Source organism: Bradyrhizobium sp. AUGA SZCCT0105, from assembly GCF_018129565.1.
GTDB lineage: Bacteria > Pseudomonadota > Alphaproteobacteria > Rhizobiales > Xanthobacteraceae > Bradyrhizobium.
In genome coordinates this window covers 222,109-246,447 of the sequence record NZ_JAFCMK010000001.1, presented here as the reverse complement: position 1 = coordinate 246,447, position 24,339 = coordinate 222,109, and the positions used below count along the sequence as shown (strand labels likewise).

General features: G+C 64.4%; 21 protein-coding genes and 1 pseudogene. 12 read left to right on the top strand and 10 right to left on the bottom strand.

The genetic code is table 11. The annotated features are described in order from the left end of the window. Positions 1–88: 88 nt before the first annotated feature. Positions 89–1,864: pseudogene (locus JQ573_RS01045) on the bottom strand (putative bifunctional diguanylate cyclase/phosphodiesterase); the annotation flags it as partial. 514 nt (positions 1,865–2,378) lie between these two features. Between JQ573_RS01045 and JQ573_RS01040 the strand changes: the two are divergent. The 3 genes from JQ573_RS01040 to JQ573_RS01030 all read left to right on the top strand — a co-directional run bounded on the left by JQ573_RS01040 (position 2,379) and on the right by JQ573_RS01030 (position 5,322). After that, entirely contained in the window at positions 2,379–4,124 is a 1,746-nt protein-coding gene (locus JQ573_RS01040; protein WP_212315113.1) for an ATP-binding protein, read from the top strand. 98 nt (positions 4,125–4,222) lie between these two features. Continuing rightward, a complete protein-coding gene (locus JQ573_RS01035) occupies positions 4,223–4,801 on the top strand; it encodes a peroxidase-related enzyme (protein WP_212315115.1) in 579 nt (192 codons plus the stop codon). Positions 4,802–4,809: 8 nt separating this feature from the next. Next, entirely contained in the window at positions 4,810–5,322 is a 513-nt protein-coding gene (locus tag JQ573_RS01030) for an MgtC/SapB family protein (RefSeq protein ID WP_212315117.1), read from the top strand. Here the strand turns inward: JQ573_RS01030 and JQ573_RS01025 are convergent. Then, entirely contained in the window at positions 5,283–5,909 is a 627-nt protein-coding gene (locus JQ573_RS01025) for a ParB-like protein (RefSeq protein ID WP_212315119.1), read from the bottom strand. The two genes, JQ573_RS01030 and JQ573_RS01025, sit on opposite strands and share 40 nt — an antisense overlap. 87 nt (positions 5,910–5,996) lie before the next feature. Between JQ573_RS01025 and JQ573_RS01020 the strand changes: the two genes are divergently transcribed. The 7 genes from JQ573_RS01020 to JQ573_RS00990 all read left to right on the top strand — a co-directional run bounded on the left by JQ573_RS01020 (position 5,997) and on the right by JQ573_RS00990 (position 11,724). Next, positions 5,997–6,878, top strand: a complete 882-nt coding sequence (locus JQ573_RS01020; protein ID WP_212315121.1) for an ion channel — start codon at positions 5,997–5,999, stop codon at positions 6,876–6,878. Between the two features lie 87 nt (positions 6,879–6,965). Continuing rightward, complete coding sequence (locus tag JQ573_RS01015) at positions 6,966–7,322, top strand: hypothetical protein (RefSeq protein WP_212315484.1); 357 nt, start codon at positions 6,966–6,968, stop codon at positions 7,320–7,322. A gap of 181 nt (positions 7,323–7,503) precedes the next feature. Continuing rightward, positions 7,504–7,803 (top strand): acyl carrier protein, encoded by a 300-nt coding sequence (locus JQ573_RS01010; protein WP_021081038.1) that lies wholly within the window; start codon positions 7,504–7,506, stop codon positions 7,801–7,803. A 9-nt stretch (positions 7,804–7,812) separates the two neighbouring features. Then, positions 7,813–8,289 carry a 3-hydroxyacyl-ACP dehydratase FabZ family protein gene (locus JQ573_RS01005; RefSeq protein WP_092112914.1) on the top strand — a complete coding sequence of 159 codons (477 nt, stop codon included), beginning with the start codon at positions 7,813–7,815 and terminating at the stop codon, positions 8,287–8,289. After that, a complete protein-coding gene (locus tag JQ573_RS01000) occupies positions 8,282–9,466 on the top strand; it encodes a beta-ketoacyl-ACP synthase (RefSeq protein WP_212315123.1) in 1,185 nt (394 codons plus the stop codon). The genes JQ573_RS01005 and JQ573_RS01000 overlap by 8 nt, the downstream gene beginning before the upstream one ends. 27 nt (positions 9,467–9,493) lie before the next feature. Beyond that, positions 9,494–10,771, top strand: coding sequence for a beta-ketoacyl-ACP synthase (locus tag JQ573_RS00995; protein WP_212315125.1), 1,278 nt, complete (start codon positions 9,494–9,496; stop codon positions 10,769–10,771). 17 nt (positions 10,772–10,788) lie between these two features. Beyond that, the gene (locus JQ573_RS00990; RefSeq protein WP_212315127.1) at positions 10,789–11,724 is read left to right on the top strand and encodes a lipid A biosynthesis lauroyl acyltransferase; all 936 of its coding nucleotides are present in this window, start codon (positions 10,789–10,791) and stop codon (positions 11,722–11,724) included. A 122-nt stretch (positions 11,725–11,846) separates the two neighbouring features. On the opposite strand, the gene JQ573_RS00985 is transcribed toward JQ573_RS00990, so the two are convergent. The 7 genes from JQ573_RS00985 to JQ573_RS00955 form a co-directional block, all read right to left on the bottom strand. Beyond that, complete coding sequence (locus JQ573_RS00985) at positions 11,847–12,956, bottom strand: polyamine ABC transporter substrate-binding protein (RefSeq protein ID WP_212315129.1); 1,110 nt, start codon at positions 12,954–12,956, stop codon at positions 11,847–11,849. A gap of 6 nt (positions 12,957–12,962) precedes the next feature. Next, entirely contained in the window at positions 12,963–14,132 is a 1,170-nt protein-coding gene (locus tag JQ573_RS00980; protein WP_212315131.1) for an aminotransferase, read from the bottom strand. A gap of 8 nt (positions 14,133–14,140) precedes the next feature. Next, complete coding sequence (locus JQ573_RS00975; protein ID WP_016848419.1) at positions 14,141–14,470, bottom strand: rhodanese-like domain-containing protein; 330 nt, start codon at positions 14,468–14,470, stop codon at positions 14,141–14,143. A 137-nt stretch (positions 14,471–14,607) separates the two neighbouring features. Next, on the bottom strand, positions 14,608–16,533 hold the full coding sequence (locus JQ573_RS00970) for a potassium transporter Kup (protein ID WP_212315133.1): 1,926 nt from the start codon (positions 16,531–16,533) through the stop codon (positions 14,608–14,610). 154 nt (positions 16,534–16,687) lie between these two features. Beyond that, a complete protein-coding gene (locus JQ573_RS00965) occupies positions 16,688–18,610 on the bottom strand; it encodes a potassium transporter Kup (protein ID WP_212315135.1) in 1,923 nt (640 codons plus the stop codon). A 112-nt stretch (positions 18,611–18,722) separates the two neighbouring features. After that, positions 18,723–19,553, bottom strand: coding sequence for a flagellar motor protein MotB (locus JQ573_RS00960; protein ID WP_097672457.1), 831 nt, complete (start codon positions 19,551–19,553; stop codon positions 18,723–18,725). Positions 19,554–19,585: 32 nt separating this feature from the next. Then, a complete protein-coding gene (locus JQ573_RS00955) occupies positions 19,586–20,359 on the bottom strand; it encodes a motility protein A (RefSeq protein ID WP_029078588.1) in 774 nt (257 codons plus the stop codon). Between the two features lie 374 nt (positions 20,360–20,733). Here JQ573_RS00955 and JQ573_RS00950 point away from each other — a divergent pair, with 374 nt between their 5' ends. Both JQ573_RS00950 and JQ573_RS00945 read left to right on the top strand, forming a co-directional pair. Beyond that, on the top strand, positions 20,734–21,714 hold the full coding sequence (locus JQ573_RS00950) for an NADPH:quinone oxidoreductase family protein (RefSeq protein WP_212315137.1): 981 nt from the start codon (positions 20,734–20,736) through the stop codon (positions 21,712–21,714). Positions 21,715–22,762: 1,048 nt separating this feature from the next. Beyond that, positions 22,763–22,996 (top strand): hypothetical protein, encoded by a 234-nt coding sequence (locus JQ573_RS00945; protein WP_212315139.1) that lies wholly within the window; start codon positions 22,763–22,765, stop codon positions 22,994–22,996. Between the two features lie 12 nt (positions 22,997–23,008). Here the strand turns inward: JQ573_RS00945 and JQ573_RS00940 are convergent, their stop codons facing one another. Further along, the gene (locus JQ573_RS00940) at positions 23,009–24,280 is read right to left on the bottom strand and encodes an FAD-binding oxidoreductase (protein ID WP_212315141.1); all 1,272 of its coding nucleotides are present in this window, start codon (positions 24,278–24,280) and stop codon (positions 23,009–23,011) included. Positions 24,281–24,339: the final 59 nt, after the last annotated feature.

The window sequence follows — 24,339 nt, the reverse complement described above, 5'->3', positions numbered from 1 at the left end:
CCCTCTTGTTGCGTATCGACAAGATGGCCGGCGCTCGCGCGGCATTCCGTGGCTGAAATCACATATTGAAAGCGGCCGGGGCCGGCGGTCAGGCGACCGAGACGGCCCTCTCGCGATGCAACGACAGCAGTTTGCGGATTTCGACATCCGGCACCGGCCGGCTGAACAGAAAGCCCTGCATCTCGGTGCAGCCGAGGCTGCGGAGCAGGTTGCGCTGCTGCTCGGTCTCGACGCCCTCCGCGGTCGTCGTCATATCGCTCGCGGCAGCAATGTTCACGACGGCCTGGACGATCGTGGACGACGCGCCGGTCCCGGCGAGATCCTTGATGAAGGCGCGATCGATCTTGATCTTGTCGAACGGGAAGCGCTGCAGATAGCTCAGCGACGAATAGCCGGTGCCGAAATCGTCGAGCGCGATCCGGACGCCGAGCTCGCGCAGCTGATGCAGGATATCGAGCGCGGCCTCGTCGTCACGGATCAGCACGGCTTCGGTGATCTCGAGCTCGAGCCGCGAGGGCGCGAGCCCCGACGCCGCGAGCGCGGCGGCGACGTTCAGCGCCAGCGTCTGGCTTTTGAACTGGATCGGAGACACGTTGACCGCGACGTTGATGTGATCCGGCCAGTTCACGGCTTCCCGGCACGCGGTGTTGAGCACCCAGTGCCCGAGATCGTTGATCAGGCCGGTATCCTCGGCGACCGGGATGAAATCTGCCGGCGAGATGGTGCCGCGTTCGGGATGCCGCCAGCGCACCAGTGCCTCGCAACAGCTGACCCGGCCGTCCTCGAGATGGAGCAACGGCTGATAGTGCAGCTCGAAGCTGCCGTCGGCGATGGCCTGGCGCAATTCCAGTTCGAGGCTGCGCCGCGCCTTGGCACGCGCGTCCATGCCGGTTTCGAAGAACCGGTAGGTGCGGCGGCCATCGCTCTTCGCGCCATAGAGCGCGAGGTCGGCGTTGCGCAGCAATTGATCGAGGTCGAGGCCGTCGGCGGGCGCGACCGCGATGCCGATGCTGGCGTCGGTCGTGATCAGGTGCCCACTGCAATCGATCGGCTGGCGGATGGTCTGATAGATCGCGGCCAGCAGCTGCATGGTCTCGGTCTGATCGCGGACCGCAGTCTGGATCACGGCGAATTCGTCGCCGCCGAGCCGCGCCGCCACATCGGTCCCCCCGAAGCAGGAGCGCAGGCGTTCGGCGATGGCCCTCAGCAGTTCGTCGCCGATCTGATGGCCGAGCGCGTCGTTGACGCTCTTGAACTCGTCGATGTCGATATACATGACCGCGATCTGTTCATCGGGTCCGATCGTCTTCAGCGCCTGCTCGAGGCGCTGACGAAACAGCAGGCGGTTGGGCAGATCGGTGAGCGCATCATAGTGCGCCATATGCGCGATCTTGTTCTCGGTGCGCGTCCGCTCGGTGATGTCCTCGATGGTCGCCACCCATCCGCCCTCCGGCAGCGGCTTGTTGACGATCTCGATCGCGCGCCCGCCCGGCGCCTCGGTCAGCTGACGCGTCCCGCGGCCGAGCTTCACATTGCGGATGATGGCATCGCAGAATTCGTCGACGTCGCCATCGAACGAGCCGGTCTCCTGCCGGTGCGCGATCAGCCGCTGCATGGTGCAGCCGGGCTTCGCCACATCGGGCGAGAGCCCGAACATCTCGATGTAGGGACGATTGCAGATGATGATGCGCGCCGACGCATCGTAGAGCACGAGCCCCTGCGGAATGTTGTCCACGGCGGTCATGAGATTGCGGCGTTCGGTGGCGAGCCGCGCGTCGGAGATTTCATGCCGCTTCAGCAACAGGAAGACGATCACGGCCATGATGGCGAAGGCCGCCATCAACAGGCCTTCGCGCTCGCTCCACTGCGCGGTCACGCTTCCGAACAGGCTGCCGACGAGCAGGCCGGCACAGAACGCCAGCCCCTTGGTCGAGCCGGCGTCGGCATTTCCTGACGATGAATTGCGGTGTTCGATGCGCACGCTGATCTCTCCCGGGCGCGGCATCGTTACGCAGCACTGGTGGAAAGGTCGTTACAACTCGCAGTTAGCAATCGGTTACGCGATACCTGGAGACAGGGCATAACGCATCGCGCCGAAACCTCCGTAAACCTACGGAGCTGCCGATGCACTCCTCGAAGATGGTGAATCCCGCCTTAACGGAAAAACCCCGAAATAAATCCGGCTGTGCCGGAAAGCGACGATTTCGCCGACGATGGGCGCGACCGAGCGCAATCTCGCTGCACGATAGAAACAAATCGTCACCGGGAAGGTGTAGATTTAGCCGATGCGCAACCTCGGCGATTTAACGGTTTTTCCAAACCCGGGCGCGCATATTGGTCCGGACATTTAGATTTTGCGAACGAGCCAGGCTGGAACTGTGACATCCTTTGGACGTGTGATCTCTGTGCGCGGCTCGCAGGCCCGGGTTGGGCTGCTGACGGGCGGCCAGATACAGCTTTCAGAAATGCGCGCGACCGTCGGTCGGTTCGTCAGTATCCGCTGCGCGAGCTCGGTCATCGTCGCCATGATCACCGAAGTATCGTGCGAGAACCTGGCGGCGTCCGACGAATACATGGCGACCGCCTCGGTCGACCTGCTCGGCGAAATCCTCGGCGGCGACCGCCCGAAATTCCAGCGCGGTGTCACCCACTATCCGACCATCGGCGACAGCACCGATCTGATCACCAACCAGGAGCTGCGCACGGTCTATGCGCCGAGCGGCTCGGACCAGATCAATGTCGGCACGCTGCAGCAGGATCGTTCGGTTATCGCCTATGTCGACGTCGAGGAAATGCTCTCCAAGCACTTCGCGGTGCTCGGCTCGACCGGCGTCGGCAAATCCACCGGCGTGTCGCTGCTGCTCAACGAGATCCTGAAGTCGCGGCCGAACCTGCGCATCTTCCTGCTCGACGTGCACAACGAATACGGCCGCTGCTTCGGCGAGCGCGCGCAGGTGCTCAACCCGCGAAACCTGAAGCTGCCGTTCTGGCTGTTCAACTTCGAAGAGATCGTCGACGTGCTGTTCGGCGGCCGGCCTGGCGTGCCCGAAGAGCTCGACATCCTCGCCGAAGTGATCCCGATGGCGAAGGGCATCTACACCCAGTACCAGAACTCCGACCGGGTCGGTCTCGGACTCAAGCGCGTCGACCCCAAGCAGGTCGGCTACACCGTCGATACGCCGGTGCCCTATCGCCTCGTCGACCTGATCTCGCTGATCGACGAGCGCATGGGCAAGCTCGAGAACCGCTCCTCGCGCATCATCTATCACAAGCTGATCTCGCGCATCGACGCGGTGCGCAACGATCCGCGCTACGCCTTCATGTTCGACAATGCCAATGTCGGCGGCGATACCATGGCCGAGGTGATCAGCCATCTGTTCCGCCTGCCCGCCAACGGCAAGCCGATGACCATCATGCAGCTCGCGGGCTTCCCGGCCGAGGTCGTCGATTCCGTGGTGTCGGTGCTGTGCCGCATGGCGTTCGATTTCGGGCTGTGGAGCGACGGCGTCTCGCCGATGCTGTTCGTCTGCGAGGAAGCGCACCGCTACGCCTCCGCGGACCGCAACATCGGCTTCGGGCCGACCCGCAAGGCGGTGTCGCGCATCGCCAAGGAAGGCCGCAAATACGGCGTCTATCTCGGCCTGATCACCCAGCGTCCGGCCGAGCTCGACGCGACCATCATCTCCCAGTGCAACACGCTGTTCACGATGCGCCTCGCCAACGACCGCGACCAGGCGCTGCTGCGCTCCGCGGTGTCGGATGCCGCCGCCAATCTCCTGTCGTTCGTGCCTTCGCTCGGCACCCGCGAAGTGCTGGCGTTCGGCGAAGGCGTGGCGCTGCCGACCCGGCTGCGTTTCAAGGAGGTGCCGCCGCACCAGCTGCCGCGCGGCGAAGCCACCATCGCAACGGTGCCGTCGGTCACCGCCGGCCATGACATGCATTTCGTCAGCGCCGTGCTGGAGCGCTGGCGCGGCGCCACTTCGCATCGCGACACGCAGAGCGAGGCCAACTTCAACCCTCCCGCACCGCCGCGCACGGTAGCGCCCGCCGAGGCGCCGATGCTGCAGCCGTCACTGGGCCTCGATCCTGACCGCTTCTCGCTCCTGAAGAAGCCACTGCGCTGACGTCATTATGGCAGGGCGCCGATGCGCCTTGCGCCCAAGCCGTCATCCACTATGGTTTCGCGTGACGCCGCGTCCCCGCGGCACGCCGGAACCATCTCATGACGCAGCCGACCGCAAAACGCTTCCCGACGCCCGCTCTCGACAAGCTCCCCGAGGATATCCGCACTCGCATCCTGGCGGTGCAGGAGAAGTCCGGCTTCGTGCCGAACGTATTCCTCACGTTGGCCTACCGCCCCGACGAGTTTCGCGCGTTCTTTGCCTATCACGACGCGCTGATGGAAAAGGACTCCAGCCTCTCCAAGGCCGAACGCGAGATGATCGTGGTCGCGACCAGCGCCGCCAACCAGTGCCAGTATTGCGTGATCGCCCATGGCGCGATCCTGCGCATCCGCGCCAAGAACCCTGAGATCGCCGACCAGATCGCGATCAACTACCGCAAGGCCGACATCACGCCGCGGCAGCGCGCGATGCTCGACTTCGCCATGAAAGTCAGCCGCGCGGCCGAGGAAGTCTCGGAGGCGGACTTTACGGCGCTCGCCGGCCACGGCTTCAGCGACGACGACGTCTGGGACATCGCCGCGGTCGCGGCCTTCTTCGCGCTTTCGAACCGGCTTGCGAACGTCACCGGCATGCGGCCGAACGCCGAGTTCTACATGCTCGGCCGGCAGCCGAAATAGAGGACGCCTTGGTAGACTGGAGCGAGATCATCCTGCGTCTCGGCGCAGCTACTCTTGCCGGCAGCGCGATCGGGCTCGACCGCGATCTGCGCGGCAAGCCGATCGGGCTGAAGACACTGGGTCTCGTCAGCCTCTCGACGGCCACGGTCGTGCTGCTGGCCTTGCAGGCGGTCGATCCCGGGAAATTCACCGATGCGGTCAGCCGCGTGATCCAGGGTGTGCTGACCGGAATCGGCTTTCTTGGCGCCGGCGTGATCGTCCGGCGGGGCGACCGCTATCACGTCCACGGCCTGACCAGCGCCGCATGCGCGTTCTTCGCCGCCTGCGTCGGGATTGTCTGCGGCGCCGGACACTGGCCGATCGTCGTCACCGCGCTCGCGCTGGCATTCCTGCTGCTGACCTTAGGCAAGGGCACCGAGCGGTGGCTGCACCACGCGCTCGGCGGCAAGGAGGACCAACACGGACCGGAGGCCGCGCCCGGTCAGTCGTCAGATGCCGGCCCGCACCAGCCGGGCAAATAGATCGCGTCCTTGCTGCGGCCCAGCGCCAAGCCCTTCTCCAGCGCCTTGGCAAAATTGTTCTCCACCGTCTTGCGCGGGATGTGGCGGCGCAGGAAATCGGCCCACAGGAATTCGCTGAATGGCGTCGTGTCCTTGGCAAAGCCACCGGCCCGGCGCATTTCGCCGGCGAGGCTGCGGAACGGATCGTCCTTGAGATCCTTGATCGACCTCGGAATGTCCCTGAAGTGCCGGCGCTCGCCCTTGGAGTCGTAGGGATAGACCCACCGCTTGTTGTCCATCACGCCCCAGAACACGTCGCGTTCGACCATCGTGAGATCGCCGATCACCGTGACCAGGATGTCCTTGACGCCCTCCTCGTGCAGCGCCCGCGCCATATGATGGTGATCGACCACGTAGTAGCGATCGTCGGGACCGTGGACGACCGGGATCATGTGCTTGCCCAGCAGTTCGGCGCGCTTCTTGTCCGACTTATGCTCGCGCCAGCGCTTCCGCTTCTCCTTCACCTCTTGCATGCCGACCGTCATCTGGGTTGGTCGCAGCGACATGATCGGGACCGGTTTGACGTAGGGCTCGCGCGTATGGGCCATGATTTGTGCTCCCGTTTGACCGGCACTCCGGAATGGGTTCCATTATGACATGATGTCACAGGCAGGCGGAAGAGCCGGTTCGTCGGAATGGCACTGAGAGCAAGCGAACGCGTGAAGGCGCGCACGATCCGTTTCGGCAACCGCGAGGTCGTGACCGAGGGGTTGGAGCTCAGTTTCTGGGCAGACATCAGTCATCGCTGCATGACGGCATCCTGGCCCGCCTTTATTGGCGGTGCAGCATTGGTGTTCATCACCTTCAACGCCGTCTTCGCCTTGATGTATTGGCTTGGCGATCATCCGATCGCCAACGTGCCTGACGGCCAATACATCGACTACCTCTATTTCAGCATCGAGACACTTTCGACCGCGGGCTATGGCGACATGCACCCGCAGACGCATTACGGGCACTTCATCGCCGCCATCGAACTCTTCACCGGCATCTTCTCGATGTCGCTGATGACCGGGCTGATCTTCGCCCGCTTCTCGCGGCCGAGCGCGCGCCTGCTGTTCGTCGACAATCCCGTGATCTCGGACCATGAGGGCCAGCTCACGTTGATGATCCGCCTGGCCAACGAGCGGCACAACATCATCGCCAATGCCACCGCGCGGCTGTGGCTGTTCAAGAACGGCGTCAGCAAGGAAGGCATGCCATACCGCCGGTTCTACGAACTGCCGCTGCTGCGCAGCGAGAGCCCGGCGCTCGCGCTGAGCTGGACCCTGTTTCATGTGATCGACCAGGACAGCCCGCTCTACGGTCTCGACGCCGCGGAGCTGGAAGCCGTCAATGCCGGGCTCGGTCTCTTCGTGTCGGGCTATGACGACGTTGCAGCGCAAACTGTGCATGCGCGAAAATCCTACGAACATTCCGACGTCCGCTTCGGCCATCGCTATGCCGAGATCCTGAAGGCGACCGACGACGGCCGTCTGCGCATCGACTACAGTCGGTTCCACGAAACCATCGAAGGATAAATACCACCTCTGCGCGCATCAAGATTTTAGGTGTGAAGCGCAGCGAACATGCTAAACATAAGCGGCGACGCGACCGGACTGACAACAGTGAAGACGCAGCGGCCAATTTCCTCGGATGACGAGCACGTGGTGCTGAAATTCCGGCCGCGTACCTCGGTGCAGCCGCCCGGCAAGCGCGAGGAGGCGGTCCGATCGACCCGCTCGACTTCCGTCGCTCCTGTTTCCGTCGCCAACGACCTCTCCCGCTATGAGAAGCCGCGCGAGGAGCCGGACGATTTCCGCCAGCGCATGCTGGCCAACATCGCCGCCTTCGCCTTCACCGTGGCGCTCACCGCGATTGGTATCTGGCTCGCCATGAGCATCGCCGATTTGCGCAAGACCCAGGATTGCGTGCTGATGGGACGCCGGGATTGCGCGAAGATTACGGTGATGCCACGCACTTAGGCAGGCCGGAACCGTACCCAAAAACCGTCCTCGCCAGGCCGGCCAAGCTCCATTGAACTAACGGCCCTGCTCCGATATACGGGCACACGACTCCGGCAGCAGCAATCAGGCAATCCGGGGCACCGCGCCCGCCTCCTCCGAGCCGACCCGGAATTACCTTCAATATATCAAAGGCTTAATGATGTCATCCACATTCGAGCAGATCGCCAACATTATCGCGGAGACCTGCGACATCCCGCGCGATACGATCAAGCCGGAGAGCCACGCGATCGACGATCTGGGAATCGACAGCCTCGACTTCCTCGACATCGCCTTTGCCATCGACAAGGCCTTCGGGATCAAGATGCCGCTTGAGAAGTGGACCCAGGAGGTCAACGACGGCAAGGCCACGACGGAGCAGTACTTCGTGTTGCAGAATCTCGCCGACCGCATCGACGAGCTGGTTGCCGCCAAAAACGCGGGCACGGGCTCAGCCTCGTAATCGCCCATCATGCAGCTTGAAACTTTTCAGCTGATCGATCGGATTGTCGACCTCAACCTCGACGCGAAGACGATTGTCGTCGAGGCGGATGTCCCGCCGGACAGCCACTCTGTGTTCACGGGGCACTTCCCGGGCTACCCGATCATGCCCGGCGTGTTGCTCACCGAAGCAATGGCCCAGAGCTCGGGCTGGCTGATCCTCGGTCTGACCAAGTTCGAGCGCATGCCTTTCCTCGCCATGGTCAAGGAAGCCAAGATGCGTGGCTTCGTCAGCCCCGGCTCGGTACTGACGATCGAAGCCAGGATCGAACACGAAGGTTCAGGCTTCACCGTGACCTCGGCGAAGGTCCGCGTCGGCAAGGAGCTCAAGTGCAACGCCGAGCTGACCTTCCGTCATATCCCCTTCCCCAGCCCGGACTTGCGTGTGCACATGGATGCGCTCGCCAACAAGATCGGGTTTCCGCTGCAGGCAATGAGTCATGGCTGAGAAGGAAGTCTGGATCACCGGCGTCGGCCTACTCTCCTCGCTCGGCGAGGGGCTGGATGCGCATTGGGAGGCGCTCGGCGCCAAGCGCGTCAATGCCGACGAGAAGCGTCTCGCGCCGTACGTGATCCATCCGATCGCCCCCGTCAGCTTCGACGCGCAGATCCCGAAGAAGGGCGATCAGCGCCAGATGGAGACGTGGCAGCGGATCGGCACCTACGCCGCCGGGCTGGCGCTTGATTCCGCCGGCGTCAAAGGCAATCAGGAAATCCTGTCGCGGATGGACATGATCATCGCAGCCGGTGGCGGCGAGCGTGACCTCAACGTCGACCTGGCGATCATGAACGCCGATGCGCAGGGCAAGCTGCCGCCTGCCGCCCTCAACGAAAAGCTGATGAACGAGCTGCGCCCGACGCTGTTCCTGGCGCAGCTCTCCAACCTGCTTGCCGGCAACATCGCGATCGTTCACGGCGTGTGCGGGACGTCGCGCACCTTCATGGGCGAGGAAGCCTCGAGCATCGACGCTGCGCGGATCGCCGTCGCACGCATTGGGGCCGGACAGAGCGACATCGCGCTGGTCGGCGCGGCCCATAATGGCGATCGCGGTGACCTCTTGATGCTCTATTCGTTCGGCGACTTCGCCCTCAAGGATCAATACGCCTCGGTCTGGGCCCGCCGAAACAACCCGGGCTTCGCCATCGGCTCTGCCGGCGTATTTCTGGTGATGGAATCGCGCGAGCACGCCGAGGCGCGCGGCGCCAAGCCGTACGCCAAGCTGACCAAGGTGGTCGCCGATCTTGCCAAGCGCAAGCAGCCCGGCGCAGTGACGAAGTCGCTGCAGGCGATGTGGCCGCAGCTCGGGGTCAGCAACGACAACGCGATGCTGATCACGGGCGCGACCGGCGCCGAACCTGCGACCGCCGAGGAGCGCGAATTCCTCGGTCAGCATCCCGGCCTTGCCGTGCGCGCCACCGGAACGACCTTTGGGCACACCATGGAGGCGCAGTTCCCGCTCGGGCTCGCGCTGGCCGCGTTGTCGATTTCCCGCGGCGCGCTCTATCCGGCCAACGACCCGACCGGGCTGGAGGTTGAAAAGACCGAAGCGCCAACCCAGATTGTCGTGTTGGGGGTCGGCCACTGGCAGGGCGAAGGTATGGCACTGGTCGAGGCCGTCAAGTAATTCGGCGCAAGCACCGACGGGGACACCATGACTGCACCACGCGATAAATTCGGCCGACCGATCGTCGTCGTGACCGGCATGGGAATCGTGACGTCGCTCGGCGGCGGCAAGACCGACAATTGGAAGCGCCTCAGCGCGGGCGAGTCCGGCATCAAGACGGTGACGCGCTTCCCGCTCGACAGCCTGAAGACGACGATGGCCGGCGCCGTCGATTTCGTCACCGTCGACCCGTTCTCCTCGACCAGCCTGTCGCAGCGCCTGGCGGAGATCGCGACCGAAGAAGCGCTGGAGCAGTCCGGCATCGGCAGCAAGGGCGACTTCCCCGGCCCGCTGTTTCTGGCGGTCGCGCCGATCGAGACCGAGTGGCCGCAGCGGCTCGAAGTCGCGCGCGAGGTTCCGACCAGGGACTTTGGCATCATCGACTATCTGGCGACCTGCAGCGGCGGCAAGTTCGCCCACTTCCACCGGCGCTTCACCTTCGGTTCGGTCGCGCTCAACCTTGCCGAGACCTTCGGCACCAAGGGGTCGCCGATTTCGCTCTCGACGGCTTGCGCGTCCGGTGCGACCGCGATCCAGCTCGGCGTCGAGGCGATCCGCCGCGGCGAAACCGATGCAACGCTGTGCGTCGCGACCGACGGCTCGGTCAATCCGGAAGCCCTGGTGCGCTTCTCGCTGCTGTCGGCGCTCTCCACACAGAACGATCCGCCCCAGGGCGCCTCGAAGCCGTTCTCGAAGAACCGCGACGGCTTCGTGATGGCCGAAGGCGCCGGCGCACTGGTGCTGGAGAGCTACGACGCCGCGATGGCGCGTGGCGCGCGCATCCTGGGCGTCGTCGCCGGCTGCGGTGAGCTCACCGACTCCTTCCATCGCACCCGCTCTGCCCCGGACGGCAAGCCGGCGATCGGCTGCGTGCGCAAGACGCTTGCTGACGCGGGCATGGAGCCCGAGCAAATCGATCACATCAACGCGCACGGCACTTCGACGCCGGAAAACGACAAGATGGAATATCTTGCGACCGCGGCGGTGTTCGGCGAACACACCAAAAACATTCCGGTGTCATCGAACAAATCGATGGTCGGCCACACCATCTCGGCCGCCGGTGCGGTCGAGGCGATCTTCTCGCTGCTCACGCTCGAGCATCAGCGGATTCCGCCGACCATCAATTACGAGGTGCCCGATCCCGCTATCCCGTTCGACGTGGTCGGCAACAAGGCGCGCGACGCCAAGGTGACCGCCGTGATGTCGAACTCGTTCGGGTTCGGCGGGCAGAACGCTTCGCTGATCCTGACCCGCGAGCCGGCCTAGCGCCCTCGCCTCATCAGATGAAACGCCTGCTCCTTCGCGCCCGCGCGCATCTGCGTGATGCCGCCAAGCCTGTGACCGATGCGGCGATCGGCGGGCTGACGATCGGCCTGCTACGCACCACGCGCTATTTCGATCCGGAGAAGACCGCACGGTTCTTCGGCCGCGCCGCGCATTTCATCGGCCGCCGGCTGCGTGAGGATCGCATCGGCCGCGAGAATCTCACGGCCGCCTTCCCGGAAAAGTCACCGCAGGAGATCGAAGAGATCCTGACCGGCGTCTGGCACAACCTCGGACGCATCGGCGCTGAATTCGCGCACATCGACCGCATCTGGGACCACGATCCCCGGAATCCCGACAGGCCGGGCCGCGTCGAATTCTCGGCGCGCAGCAAGCAGCTGTTCGACCAGTTGCGTGACGACGGCAAGCCGGCCTTGTTCTTTGCCGCACATCTCGGCAACTGGGAGCTCTCTCCGATTGCCGCGGCGGCACATGGGCTCGATGCTACGATCCTGTTCCGGCGCCCGAACATCGAGGCCGCCGACCGCGCCATCGAACGCATCCGCGCAGTCAATCTGGGCACGCTAGTCCCGGCCGGCCGCGACGCGCCGCTCAAGCTGGCGCAGGCGCTGAAGAACGGTCAGCACGTCGCGATGCTGGTCGACCAGTATTTGACCAACGGCGTTCCCGTCACCTTCTTCGGCCGCAAGACCACCGCGAATCCGCTGCTGGCGCGCCTGCGCCGGCAGATCGATTGCCCGATCCACGGTACCCGGATCATCCGCCTGCCCGACGGCCGCTTCCGCGGCGAGGTCACCGAGGAAGTGAAGCCGGTGTTCGACGCGTCCGGCCAGATCGATATCCAGGGCACGATGCAGGCGATCACCGACATCGTCGAGGGCTGGGTCCGCGAATATCCGGATCAGTGGCTCTGGCTACACCGGCGCTGGCGGTAGGCGGAGACTGTCATTCGTCATTGCCAGCGAAGCGAAGCAATCCATCTCGCCACTTGCGGAACCGTGGATTGCTTCGTCGCTGACGCTCCTCGCAATGACGGCACGCTACCGCGACGAGAATGTCACTTCCCGGTCTTCACCCGCGTCCACAGCCGATTGATGATCCGCTGCGTCGCCGGATCGCGCGCCGTGATCACAAACAACTTCTTCTGCATCGCCTCGTCGGGATAGATGTTCTTGTCGTTGAAGATCTTCGGATCGATCAGCTTCTGGCTCGCCAGATTGCCGTTGGCGTAGGACAGGAAGTTCGAGTTCTTTGCTGCAATGTCGGGACGGTAGAGGTAGTTGATCAGCTCATAGGCTTCAGCGACGTTCTTCGCGTCCGCCGGAATCGCGAAATTGTCGAAGAACATCTGCGCGCCCTCCTTCGGGATCGTGTAGCCGATCTCGACGCCGGACTTGGCTTCCGCCGCCCGGCTGCGCGCCTGCATGATGTCGCCCGACCATCCGACCACGAAGCAGATCTCACCCGAGGCCAGCGCGCTGAGATATTCGGATGAATGGAATTTGCGCACATAGGGCCGGATCTTGATGACGAGATCGGCGGCCCTCTCGAGGTCAGGCTGCTTGGTCGAGTTCGGATCCAGCCCGAGATAGCTCAGCGCCGCCGGCAGGATGTCGTCGGCGGAATCCAGCATGTGGATGCCGCAATCCTTGAACTTGGCGAGGTTCTCCGGCTTGAACACCATGTCCCAGCTGTCGATCCTGGCGTCGGGCCCCAGAATCTTCTCCGCCATCTTGACGTTGTAGCCGATGCCGGTGGTGCCCCACATGTAGTTGGCGCCGTAATTGTTGCCGGGATCGTAGGTCGCGAGCTGACCGGTCACCACCGGCCACGCATTGGCGAGGTTCGGCAGCTTCGACTTGTCGAGCTTGAGGAACACCTTCGCGGTGATCTGGCGTTGCAGGAAATAGCCGGTCGGCACCACGACGTCGTAGCCCGACTTGCCGGCAAGCAGCCGCGTCTCCAGCGTCTCGTTGGCGTCGAACGTGTCGTAGACCACCTTGATGCCGGTTTCCTTGGTGAAGTCCTCGAGGACGCCCGGCGCCATGTAGTTCGACCAGTTGTAGAAGTTGACCGTGCGCTCCTCCGCGCTGGCGGAGGCAGCGAACAACAGAACCGTGGCGACCGTTCCGACAAGGTTGACGAGACGACGGCTCTGATTCTGCATGCTGGTCTACCTCTTGCGGCGGTGAACGGCGTCGGACAACCGCTCCAGCGCGGTGTCGAGCGTCGCGTCCTTCTTGGCGAAACAGAAACGCACGACCGACGTCACCGCATCCTGCTCGTAAAACGCCGACACTGGAATAGCCGCGACCTTGTAATCCTGCACAATTCGCCAGCAGAACTCCGCGTCGGTCTCATTCAGACCAAGCGGCGACAGATCGACGGTGAGGAAGTAAGTCCCCTGCGACTTAAGCACCGGAAAGCCGATGCTCTCGAGCCCCTTGGTGAGGCGGTCGCGGCTACGCGCCATGTCCTTGCGCATGTCGAGGAAATAATCGTCCGGCTTGCTGAGGCCGTACGCGACGGCCGCCTGCAGATTGGGCGCCGTCGTGAAGGTGAGGAACTGGTGCACCTTGGCAGCGACGCGCAGCAGCGGCGGCGCGGCGCAGACGAAGCCGATCTTCCATCCGGTCAGCGAGAAGATCTTGCCGGCGCTGCCGACCTTGATGGTGCGGTCGCGCATGCCCGGGATCGTGATCAACGGGATGTGCTCGCGGCCGTCGAACACGACGTGCTCCCAGACCTCGTCGCAGATCGCGACCACGTCGAACTCCTGGCAGTACCGCGCCAGCAGTTCGAGGTCCTCGCGCGGATAGACCACCGCCGCCGGGTTGAGCGGATTGTTGAACAGCACCGCCTTGGTCTTGTGGTTGAAGACGCTGCGCAGCATCTCCTCGTTCAGCCGCCACGCCGGCGGTTCGAGCCGCAGCAACCGCGGAATGCCGCCGGCCTGGCGGATGATCGGCAGATAGGAATCATAGACCGGCTGGAAGCAAACCACCTCGTCGCCCGGCTCGACCACGGAGAGGATCGAAGAGGTCAGCGCCTCGGTACCGCCGGACGTGACCATCACCTCGGTCATCGGATCGAGCTTGAGCCCGTGCCAGTGGCCGTAATGCGATGCGATCGCCTGACGGAGTTCCGGAATGCCCATCATCGACGGATACTGGTTGTAGCCGTTGATGGACGCGTCCGCGGCGGCGCGGCGGATGTCCTCCGGTCCGGGATCGTCGGGAAAGCCTTGGCCGAGATTGATGGCGTTGTTGTCGCGCGCAGCCTGCGACATCGCCTCGAAGATGGTGACGGGAAGGTCCGCGAAGACCTTGTTCATGGAGGTCATGTCAGCGATCAGCCGCCGGTCTTGGTGGGCAGTCCTGCCGCCTTCCAGCCGATGATGCCGCCCGCCAAATGCTTGTCGTAGGGCAGGCCCGCGGCCTGAGCCGCCAGCGAAGCCGTCACCGAGCGCTTGCCGGAGCGGCAGGCGAACACCACCTGCTTGCCCTGCGGATCGGGAATCGCCGCGGGATCGAACGTCGACAGCGGCACCACGACGCCATCGGGATAGGCCTCGACGGCGACCTCATTGGGCTCGCGCACGTCGACCAGGAGATAGCGGCCTTCCGCTATGCCCTTCGACACCTCGTCCGGAAACAAATCTTCCACCTTGTGGTCCGCCACGGAAATATCCTCCCGACATCTGCTTGGGCGAGCGTCGCGCGGCTCGCCGGTCCGGGCCGCAAAGTCGCCTCTTGCGCGGAGAAAATCAAGCACCCGAAACGGGTTAGATGCCGCGCGGAAACGCTGGGTCGCGGCCCCTAGATCGTGACTTGCGTGCCGACCTCGACCACCCGGCCGGTCGGAATCTGGAAATAGTCAGTGGCATCGTTCGAGGAGCGGCTCAGTGCGATGAACAGATGGTCCTGCCAGCTCGGCATGCCCGAATGCGCCGCCGGCTTCAGCGCACGGCGGGACAGGAAGAACGAGGTCGACATGATGTCGAACTGCCAGCCGAGCTTGCGGGCGATCGCCAGCGTCTTCGGCACGTTCGGCTGCTCCATGAAACCGAACTTCAGCGTCACCTTGGAGAAGGTCTCGGTCAGCTGCTCCATCCGCACCCGTTCGGACGGATCGATGCGCGGCGTCGGCGCCGTCTCGATGGTGAGGATGACGTTCTTCTCGTGCAGCACCTTGTAGTGCTTGAGGCTGTGCATCAGCGCGGTCGGCGCGCTGACGGGATCGCTGGTCAGGAACACAGCCGTCCCGGAGACGCGCTGCGGCGGCCGCTTCTCCAGCATCGCGACGAGATCGGCAAGCGGGAATTCCAGCTTGCGTGACTTCTCGAACAACAGCCGGCTGCCGCGCCGCCAGGTGTACATCACCACGATCATGACCCCGCCGAGCGCAAGCGGCACCCAGCCGCCCTCGAACACCTTGAGCAGGTTGGCGGCCAGGAACGTGACGTCCAGGAACAGGAACGGCGCGACCAACGCCGCGGCGGCGATCGGCGACCAGCGCCAGACCTTCCAGATCACCACGAAGCCCATCATCGCCGTCACCACCATGGTGCCGGTCACGGAGATGCCGTAGGCCGAGGCCAGCGCGCTCGACGAGCGGAACATCAACACCAGCACAATGACCGCGATGAACAGCAACCGGTTGATGCGCGGCATGTAGATCTGGCCGGAATGCGCCTCCGACGTGTGGCGGATTTCGAACCGCGGCATCAGGCCGAGCTGGATCGCCTGCCGGGTCAGCGAGTAGGCGCCGGTGATGACGGCCTGGCTCGCGATCACGGTCGCCATGGTCGCAAGCGCGACCATCGGGATCAGCGCCCAGTCAGGGAACATCAGGAAGAAGGGGTTCTCGATGCCCTTGGGATCGCCGATCAGAAGCGCGCCCTGCCCGAGATAGTTCAGCGCCAGCGACGGCAGCACGATGAACAGCCACGCGGTCTGGATCGGGCGTTTGCCGAAGTGACCGAGGTCGGCATAGAGCGCCTCCGCGCCGGTCACCGCGAGGAAGACCGCACCGAGCGTGATGAAGCCGATCACGCCGTGATGCAGCATGAACGACACCGCAAGGATCGGGTTGAACGCGTACAGCACCTCGGGGTGCCGCACGATCTGCGGCAGCGCCGCGATCGCGATCACGGCGAACCACACGCACATCACCGGGCCGAAGAACGCGGCGACGCGCGCGGTGCCGCGCGACTGCACCGCGAACAGGACGACCAGGATCACCACCGTGAGCGGGACGACATAGGGATCGAATGTCGAGGTGACGAGCTTGATGCCCTCGATGGCCGACAACACCGACAGCGCCGGCGTGATGACGGCGTCGCCATAGAACAGCGCGCCGCTGATGATGCCGAGCAGCACGATCGCGGCTCCGCCCTTGGTGACTGCGCGCTGCGCCAGCGCCATCAGCGCCAGCGTCCCGCCCTCGCCATTGTTGTCGGCACGCAGCAGGATCACGACATATTTGAGCGTCACGACCACGATCAACGCCCACAGGATCAGGCTGAGCACGCCGAGCACCGCATGCGCCGTCACGGCGCCCTCGCCGCCGGCAGCCGCGACGACGGCTTCGCGCAGCGCATACAGCGGGCTGGTGCCGATGTCCCCATAGACGACACCGATGCTGCCGAGCATCAGCGCCTTGAAGGTGGCGGTTGAATGCGCCTCGCCATGGCCGTTTGCCGCGGGCGTTTCCGCCGCGGTGATCGCACTCTCGGATGACATGGGAAGCTGCGCCTCTGTCTTCTGCCGCACCGCACAATGCCGGGTCGCAGGCCTATACTCCCGGCAGGAATGCATAGGTTAGCCCGGATTCAGGCCTCCGCCATGCATATCACGCATAGATCACGGCTTTTCAACTGTAGAATCCGTTGCCGCATCAAATAGTTACCTGGGTACCCACTTCAACCACCCGGCCGGTCGGGATCTGGAAATAGTCGGTGGCGTCGTTGGCGGACCGGCTCATAGCGATGAACAGGTGGTCCTGCCATTGCGGCATCCCGGACTGGGCGGACGGCTTCAGCGACCGGCGCGACACGAAGAAGGAGGTCGACATGATGTCGAACTGCCAGCCGAGCTTGCGCGCGACCGCGAGCGCCTTCGGCACGTTCGGCGATTCCATGTAGCCGAAGCGCAGCCGCACCGCGGTGAACTTGTCGCTGACCTTCTCCATGGTGACGCGCTCCGACAGGTCGACGCGCGGTGTCGGTGCGGTCTCGATGGTCAGGATCACATTGTGCTCGTGCAGCACCTTGTTGTGCTTGAGATTGTGTAAGAGCGCGGTCGGCACGAAGCTCGGGTCGCTGGTCAGGAACACCGCGGTGCCCTTGACGAAATGCGGCGGCCGCTTCTCCAGGCTGTGGATCAGGTCGCGCAGCGGCACCTCGATGCGGCGGGTCTTGGCAATCAGGATCGCAGCGCCGCGACGCCAGGTCCAGATCATCGTCGCCATCACGACGCCGAACAGCAGCGGCACCCACGCGCCCTCGAACAGCTTCAAGAGATTGGCGCTGAAGAAGGTCATGTCGACGATCACGAACGGCAGGATCAAGGCGGCGGCCGACGCCACGCGCCAGTTCCACAGCTTCCAGATCACGATGAAGCCCATGATGCCATCAGCGACCATGGTGGTGGAGACGGCAATGCCGTAGGCCGAGGCGAGCCCGCTCGAGGTTCGGAACAGCAGCACTAGCAGCAGCACGCCGATCAGCAGCAGCCGGTTGACCCGCGGCAGGTAGATCTGGCCGGCATGGGTCTCCGAGGTGTAACGGACCTCGAAGCGCGGCAAGAGCCCGAGCTGCACCGCCTGGCTGATCAGCGAATAGGCGCCGGTAATGACGGCCTGGCTCGCGATCACGGTGGCAGCGGTGGCGAGCCCGATCAGTGGCAGCAGCAGCACCTCCGGCACCATGCGATAGAACGAGTTTTCGATCGCGGCCGGATCGGACAGCACCAGCGCGCCCTGCCCGAAATAATTCAGCAGCAGCGAGGGCAGCACGAAGAACAGCCAGCCGGACTGGATCGGCTTGCGGCCGAAATGCCCGAGATCGGCATAGAGCGCCTCGCCGCCGGTCACCGCGAGGAACACCGCGCCGAGTGTCACCAGGCCGACGGTGCCGTGGGTCAGCAGGAACTGGATCGCATAATAGGGATTGATCGCCGCCAGCACCGACGGATCGTCCATGATGTGGACCACCCCCATCACCGCGAGCGAGGCGAACCACACCACCATCACCGGCCCGAAGGCAGAGGCGACGCGCGCGGTGCCGGTGCGCTGCACCGAGAACAGCAGCACGAGGATCAGGATCGTCAGCGGCACCACATAGTGCTCGAGATGCGGCGTGGCGAGCTTGAGGCCTTCGACCGCCGACAGCACCGAGATCGCCGGCGTGATCATGGAATCGCCGATGAACATCGAGGCGCCGACCACGCCGAGCGCGAGCAGCGGCCAGCTGCGCCGTCCGATCGCGCGCTGGCCGAGCGCCATCAGCGACAGCGTGCCGCCCTCGCCGTTATTATCGGCACGCAGCAGCAGCAGGACGTATTTGGCGGTGACGACGGTGAACAGCGCCCACAGGATCAGGCTGAGCACGCCGAGCACCATGATGCGGGTCACCGGCTGGCCGTGCGCGGCGCCGCCGACCGCCTCGCGGAATGCGTAGAGCGGCGAAGTTCCGATATCGCCGAACACCACCCCGATGCTGCCCAGTGTCAGGGCCCAGAAGCCGGAGGTGCCTTGGCCTCTGCCTTGCCCCGTGCCTTGGGTCTCCTGAGCTTCGGTGGATGAGACGCTGACAGCCATAGCGAGGTTGGAACGCTCGATCGGTTGATTTTGATCCGCGCGGCTATCGACGCTTCCGCCTCGCCTGTCAACCAAGCAGCACGGCGAGCGACGGTAGCATGGTAACCCGGAGCTACGGCTTCAGATCCGGCGGCAATGGCGGATTTTCCCGCATCAACGTGATGGTCACGCGACGGTTCGCCGGCAGCGTCGGATCGTCGGGAAACAGCGGCTGGCCGTCCGCCTTGCCGGAAACCGCGAAGATGTGGGACGGCGGCAGCCCTTCCCGCTCCAGGATCTGCCGCACCGCATTGGCGCGGTCCGCGGACAGGTCGAAGGCGTCGTAATCGCTGCGCGCCGGCACGAAGCCTGCGGCTGTATGCCCCACGATCGCGATCCGCAGCGGCGTCGCCTTCAGCGGCGCGGCGAGCTTCTGGATCAGCCGGCGGGTGCGCTCATACGGCTCCCTGGAGCCGTCGGCGAACATCGAGCGGCCGTCCTGGTCGACGATCTCGAGGTTGAGCCCCTCCTTGGTCTCCTCGAACATGATGTTCTTGGAAATCTCGGTCAGCTCCGGCATGTCCTGCAGCGCCTGCCGCAGCGAGGCGGAGGCGAGCGCAAATTCGCGGTCGATCTTCAGCCGCGCGCCGTTGATCTGGCTGCGTTCCTTTTCGTCCGGCGTCGGATTGGCGGAGGACTCTTCCGGCGAGATGTGCTCGACATTCTTGAGCTTCGGCCGGGTCGGCAGGCCATCGGACTCGACGATGCCGGAATAGCGCACATTGGTCTGCACGCCGAAGGCGTCGCGCATCGAGCCGGCGACGATCTTCAGCTTGTTGTTGTCCATGGTGGAGAACGCGACGAGCATCACGAAGAAGCTCATCATCAGGCCCATCAGGTCGGCGAAGGTCACGAACCAGCCGTGACCTCCGGTATGGGCGTCGCCGCGCTTTTTCTTGGCCATCGCTGCTGTCCCGGGAGCGCCAGTCGGGGCCGTCAGGCCGGAACCGGCTCACCCTCCTCGTTGCGATGCTTCTCCGGCAGATAGGCCAGCAGCATCTCGCGCACCAGCGCCGGGCTCTTGGAATCGCGGATCATCAGGATGCCGTCGATGATCAGCGTGCGGTTGGTCTCCTCGTCGAGCAGCTTGCCGTGCAGCTTGTCGGCGATCGGAAGACAGAACAGGTTGGCCACCAGCGCGCCGTACAGCGTGGCGAGCAGCGCGGTCGCCATGAACGGGCCGAGCTTGGAAGGGTCGGTCATGTTGGCGAACATCTGCACCATGCCGATCAGCGTGCCGATCATGCCGAAGGCCGGCGCGCAGTCGCCGATCGCGCGATAGATCTTGCTGCCCTCGTCGAGGTGCATCAGGAAATTGTCGCGGTCGCGCTCCATGTTGTCGCGGATGAATTCGAGGTCGTAGCCGTCGGCGACGTAGCGGATGCCCTTGGCAAGGAACGGCTCGTCGGTCTCGACCTTCTCCAGGCCGACCGGGCCCTGCTTGCGGGCGATCTCGGCGATGCGGGCGAGCTCGTCGACGAGGTCGCGGGCCGACAGCCGGCTCATGGTGAAGGCAAACTTGGCGCCGAGCGGCAGCCCGTGCAGCATCACGCCGAGTGGAAAGCGGATCATCGTCGCCGCGATCGAGCCGCCGAAGATGATGATCATGGCATGTTCGGAGATGAACATGTGCAGGTCGCCGCCCATGAACATCATCACCGCGATGACGATGATGCCAGCCAATAGCCCGGCGCCAGTCATGATATCCATAGGAGACTCCAACGCGTACGCAACCTGCCCGTCCTGGACGGCGCGCAGCCCAGTGCGGGCCGCGTGGAAAACCCTAACGTTAACGCCATTAAGGACGCGTTACCGAATTTGGTAGGGATAACAACGGGTAAACGTCCGCCTTTTCGCGATGTCGTTGAAGATGCTGGCTTTCCGCATGGGACGCCGCCGCTGCATGCGCAAAAGGCCTCCCCGTAGAACAACGGAGATGCGATAGGTTTGCCAAGAGCGTTTTCGAGCGAAGTGGGTACCGGTTCGCGTGAAGAGAACGCGTCAACACAAGAATCTGGAGCTCCGTTCCGATTCAATCGGAATGGATAAGGCTCCAGAGGAAACGAACCAATGAGCAGGACAGGATGAAGGCGGTCGTCGTTGAGCAATATGCGCCTATCGATCAGATTGGGCTGAAGGAGATCGCCACGCCCGAACCCGGCCCCGGACAGATCCGCGTCCGGGTCCACGCCGCCAGCATCGGCTTCGTCGATGGGCTGAAGGTCGAGGGCCGCTACCAGACCAAGGATGCCCTGCCCTTTACGCCCGGTGCGGAATTCGCCGGCGTGGTCGACGAGGTCGCGGGCGACGTCGCCGGCATCACGCCGGGCATGCGGGTGATGGGCGCGGCGCGCTCGGGCGCGCTGGCCGAGTACATCGTGGTGCCGCCTGCCGCTGTCGAGGTCATGCCCGACGGCCTGTCGATGGAGGCCGCCGCGGCCTTCCGCACCAACTACCTTACCGCGCTGTATGCGCTCGCCGAGCGCGGCTCGCTCAAGGCCGGCCAGCAGCTGCTGGTGCTGGGTGCCGCCGGCGGCACCGGCATCGCCGCGATCCAGGTCGGCAAGCTGCTCGGCGCGCGCGTCATCGCCGCCGCCTCGACGGACGCGAAGCGCAGCTTCGCCGCAAGCTTCGGCGCCGATGCTGTCGTCGACTACACGAAGCCCGATTGGCGCGATGCGCTGAAGGAGGCAACCGGCGGCCATGGTCCCGACGTGATCTTCGATCCGGTCGGCGGCGAGGTCTCGCTGCAGGCATTCCGCTCGATCGCCTGGAACGGCCGCCATGTCGTGGTCGGCTTTGCGGCAGGCCAGATCCCCGCTCTGCCGTTCAATCTGCCGCTTCTGAAGGGCGGCCTCCTGATCGGCGTCGACGCCGCGCAGATCGCGCGCCGCGAGCCCGAGGCACAGGCGCGCGTGATGACGCAATTGTCGGCATGGCTGAACAACGGCCGACTGACGCCTGTCGTCGGCAAGGTGTTCGAGCTTGAAGATTTCCGCGCGGCGTTCACGACGATGCAGACCCGCGCGGCGCTGGGCAAGATGGTGGTGCGGATCGGATCGTGAGAGAGGCACCGCTATCGCCTCATCCTCGCTGTCGTCCCTGCGAAAGCAGGGACCCATAACCACAGAGTTGTGTTGTTGAGATGAGCTGCGGCTACAGCTCTGCAATCCAATTCGCATTCGTGGTTATGGGTCCCGGCTCAAGGCCGGGACGACACTGAATTTGTTGCACGGCCTGTGAGTCATGCTTCCGCATTCTCGCGACAAGATTTGTCCGAGGCTTGCGCTTCATTCCGCCCTCTCCTCTCGCAGAGGGCGCAGGGAAAGCCAGGTGCCGATCGCACCCATGGGTCCCGCGTAGTAAAAAACGCGGGAGGTAGGACCACAGGTGTAACCGGAAACAACCCGGCTTTCCCTGCGCGATGGGTTACGGCTTATTTCGTGCTCTCCCCGGCGAGACTGGGCTTGCTTGTCACCGCCCTCGCAAAACGTTTACGCGTTTTGCGAGAGGACACCGGCCGCTAGGGCGTCAGGACCACACGACTTCACCGTCCGCGTCACGCGCACTCGTCAGTTGCGCACTCAGCGTCCACCGCATCTCAACCCACGTTCGTGACGACCGCGAAGCGCCCCTCGTGTCGGGTGAGACGGGCGTATTGAACATCTGAGTTGGGTCCGGCGTCAAGTCAAATTCTGAAAAGCCGAACGATCCAAACCATGGCTTCGCAGCTCGTAGGATGGGTAGAGCAAAGCGAAACCCATCACTGGCGCCGCGGAAGGAAATTGATGGGTTTCGCTGCGCTCTACCCATCCTACAATTTCCTGATCCGGCACGGCCCCTTGGGTCACCCGAGCGCGCCGTCCCAACGCTGCCATTGCATCGCAGGAACCAACACCGCTGCGGTGCATTGACAGTTCACCCATCGGTTGAGAGGTAATATGCCACCCGTATCGGTATCCGCGCCGATCCTGTAGCATTCCTGTCCGCCGAAGAGCCAATTAGCCGTCATCTGTTGTGTTTCAGGATTCTTCCCTTGGCACTTTTTGCATATCGAACATCCAGCACCACGTCCCGATCGCGCGGGCTAACCACCGTCGCCTGAGACGCGCGATGAAGATGGACAAGGCCACCTGGTACGTCTCGTTCGCCATCAGAACCCCTGACGCCGGACACCACCGCTTCGCGCGCCAGACCCGCACCTTCACGACCGAGCAGGATGCCAAGGCGTTTGCCCGCACCCTGCTTGTGCAGACTCAAGACGTCAGCGCCGGAACGATCAACCCGCACACGCCGAGACGCGTGATCGCACCGGCTGCGATCGCTGCCTGGGCCGGCGAGAGCTGAGGCTTGCGTCCCCTACAGGAAGCGTGACGGCGCGAACGGCTGCAGCGGAATCTCCGGCACCTTGCCGCTGAGCAATTGCGCGACCAGCCGGCCGGTGCGGGCCGAGCCGACCAGGCCGACATGGCCATGGCCGAACGCATAGACCACGTCGCGCGAGGCGCGGCTATGGCCGATGCAGGGGCGCCCGTCCGGCATGCTCGGGCGATGGCCGAACCAGGTCTTGATCCGCGAGGGTGGAATGTCCTTCGGCAGCTTCGGGAACATGCTGAAGAGATGCTCGCGCAGGATCTCGGCGCGCTTCCAGTTGGGCTCGGCGTCGAGCCCCGCGATCTCCACCGTGCCGGCGGCGCGCAGGCCCTTGTCGGTCCAGTTGACCACCATCTTGGCGTCCGAGGCCATCATCGAACTGCGCGGTCCGGATTCCGGATTCTCGATCATGACGTGATAGCCGCGCTCGGTCTCGAGCGGCAGCGGGTCGCCGATCGATGCGGTCAGTTGCTTCGAGCGCGCACCGGCCGCGACGACCGCCGCATCGCTGGCGATCTCGCCGCTCTCGGTGACCACGGCGACGAGCCGGTCGCCCGCGAGCTTGAGGCCTGTGGCCTTGGCAGCAACGCGTACGGCGCCGTTCGCGATCGCGTGCGCGGCGAGCGCTGCGACGTAGGCGCCGGGATCGCGGCAGCGGCCGGCCTCCTCCACCACGACGCCGAACTTGTAGCGCGGATGCAGATCGGGCTCGCGCTGGCGCATCTCGTCTTCATCGAGCTCCAGCCATTCGATGCCGACGCGCTTGCGGATGCGCCAGCCGAGGTCGCGGTCGAACGGCGCACGCGAGGGAAACACATGCATCACCCCGCGCCGCTCAATCAGTTCGGGCACGCCGGCTTCCTCGGCGAGCTGCCGGTGCAGCAGCGGCGCGTCCTTCAAGAGATCGCGCATCGCCCGCGCGGTGGCCTCGACCTGCGCCTCGGTCCGGCTCGACAGCAGATACTTGATCAGCCACGGCAAGGCTTTTGGCAGATACGACCAGCGGATCGAAAGCGGCCCGAGCGGGTCCATCAGATAGAACGGCACCTTCTTCCAGGTGCCCGGCTCGGCCGGCGGGATCACCGAATGCGACGACAGCCAGCCGGCATTGCCATAGCTCGCCGCCTGGGTGCCGCCGGGCTCGCCCGGATCGATCAGCGTGACACGATGGCCCGCGCGCAGCGCCTCGATGGCGCTGATCACGCCGACCGCGCCGGCGCCGATGATCGCGACGTGACGGCCGGCGGACTCTGCCATCAGCGCGCGGCCTCTTGCTTGGGCATGATCTCTCCTGAAAACCGCTTCACACTTTTCCG

Excerpts from the sequence above, each read along its gene's own strand:
- JQ573_RS00940 (WP_212315141.1), bottom strand. The coding sequence starts at position 24,280 with ATGGCAGAGTCCGCCGGCCGTCACGTCGCGATCATCGGCGCCGGCGCG.
- JQ573_RS00990 (WP_212315127.1), top strand. The coding sequence starts at position 10,789 with ATGAAACGCCTGCTCCTTCGCGCCCGCGCGCATCTGCGTGATGCCGCC.
- JQ573_RS01005 (WP_092112914.1), top strand. The coding sequence starts at position 7,813 with ATGCAGCTTGAAACTTTTCAGCTGATCGATCGGATTGTCGACCTCAAC.
- JQ573_RS00965 (WP_212315135.1), bottom strand. The coding sequence starts at position 18,610 with ATGGCTGTCAGCGTCTCATCCACCGAAGCTCAGGAGACCCAAGGCACG.
- JQ573_RS00950 (WP_212315137.1), top strand. The coding sequence starts at position 20,734 with ATGAAGGCGGTCGTCGTTGAGCAATATGCGCCTATCGATCAGATTGGG.
- JQ573_RS00980 (WP_212315131.1), bottom strand. The coding sequence starts at position 14,132 with ATGACCTCCATGAACAAGGTCTTCGCGGACCTTCCCGTCACCATCTTC.
- JQ573_RS00985 (WP_212315129.1), bottom strand. The coding sequence starts at position 12,956 with ATGCAGAATCAGAGCCGTCGTCTCGTCAACCTTGTCGGAACGGTCGCC.
- JQ573_RS00960 (WP_097672457.1), bottom strand. The coding sequence starts at position 19,553 with ATGGCCAAGAAAAAGCGCGGCGACGCCCATACCGGAGGTCACGGCTGG.
- JQ573_RS00945 (WP_212315139.1), top strand. The coding sequence starts at position 22,763 with ATGAAGATGGACAAGGCCACCTGGTACGTCTCGTTCGCCATCAGAACC.
- JQ573_RS01035 (WP_212315115.1), top strand. The coding sequence starts at position 4,223 with ATGACGCAGCCGACCGCAAAACGCTTCCCGACGCCCGCTCTCGACAAG.
- JQ573_RS00955 (WP_029078588.1), bottom strand. The coding sequence starts at position 20,359 with ATGGATATCATGACTGGCGCCGGGCTATTGGCTGGCATCATCGTCATC.
- JQ573_RS00995 (WP_212315125.1), top strand. The coding sequence starts at position 9,494 with ATGACTGCACCACGCGATAAATTCGGCCGACCGATCGTCGTCGTGACC.
- JQ573_RS01020 (WP_212315121.1), top strand. The coding sequence starts at position 5,997 with ATGGCACTGAGAGCAAGCGAACGCGTGAAGGCGCGCACGATCCGTTTC.
- JQ573_RS00970 (WP_212315133.1), bottom strand. The coding sequence starts at position 16,533 with ATGTCATCCGAGAGTGCGATCACCGCGGCGGAAACGCCCGCGGCAAAC.
- JQ573_RS01025 (WP_212315119.1), bottom strand. The coding sequence starts at position 5,909 with ATGGCCCATACGCGCGAGCCCTACGTCAAACCGGTCCCGATCATGTCG.
- JQ573_RS01000 (WP_212315123.1), top strand. The coding sequence starts at position 8,282 with ATGGCTGAGAAGGAAGTCTGGATCACCGGCGTCGGCCTACTCTCCTCG.
- JQ573_RS01010 (WP_021081038.1), top strand. The coding sequence starts at position 7,504 with ATGTCATCCACATTCGAGCAGATCGCCAACATTATCGCGGAGACCTGC.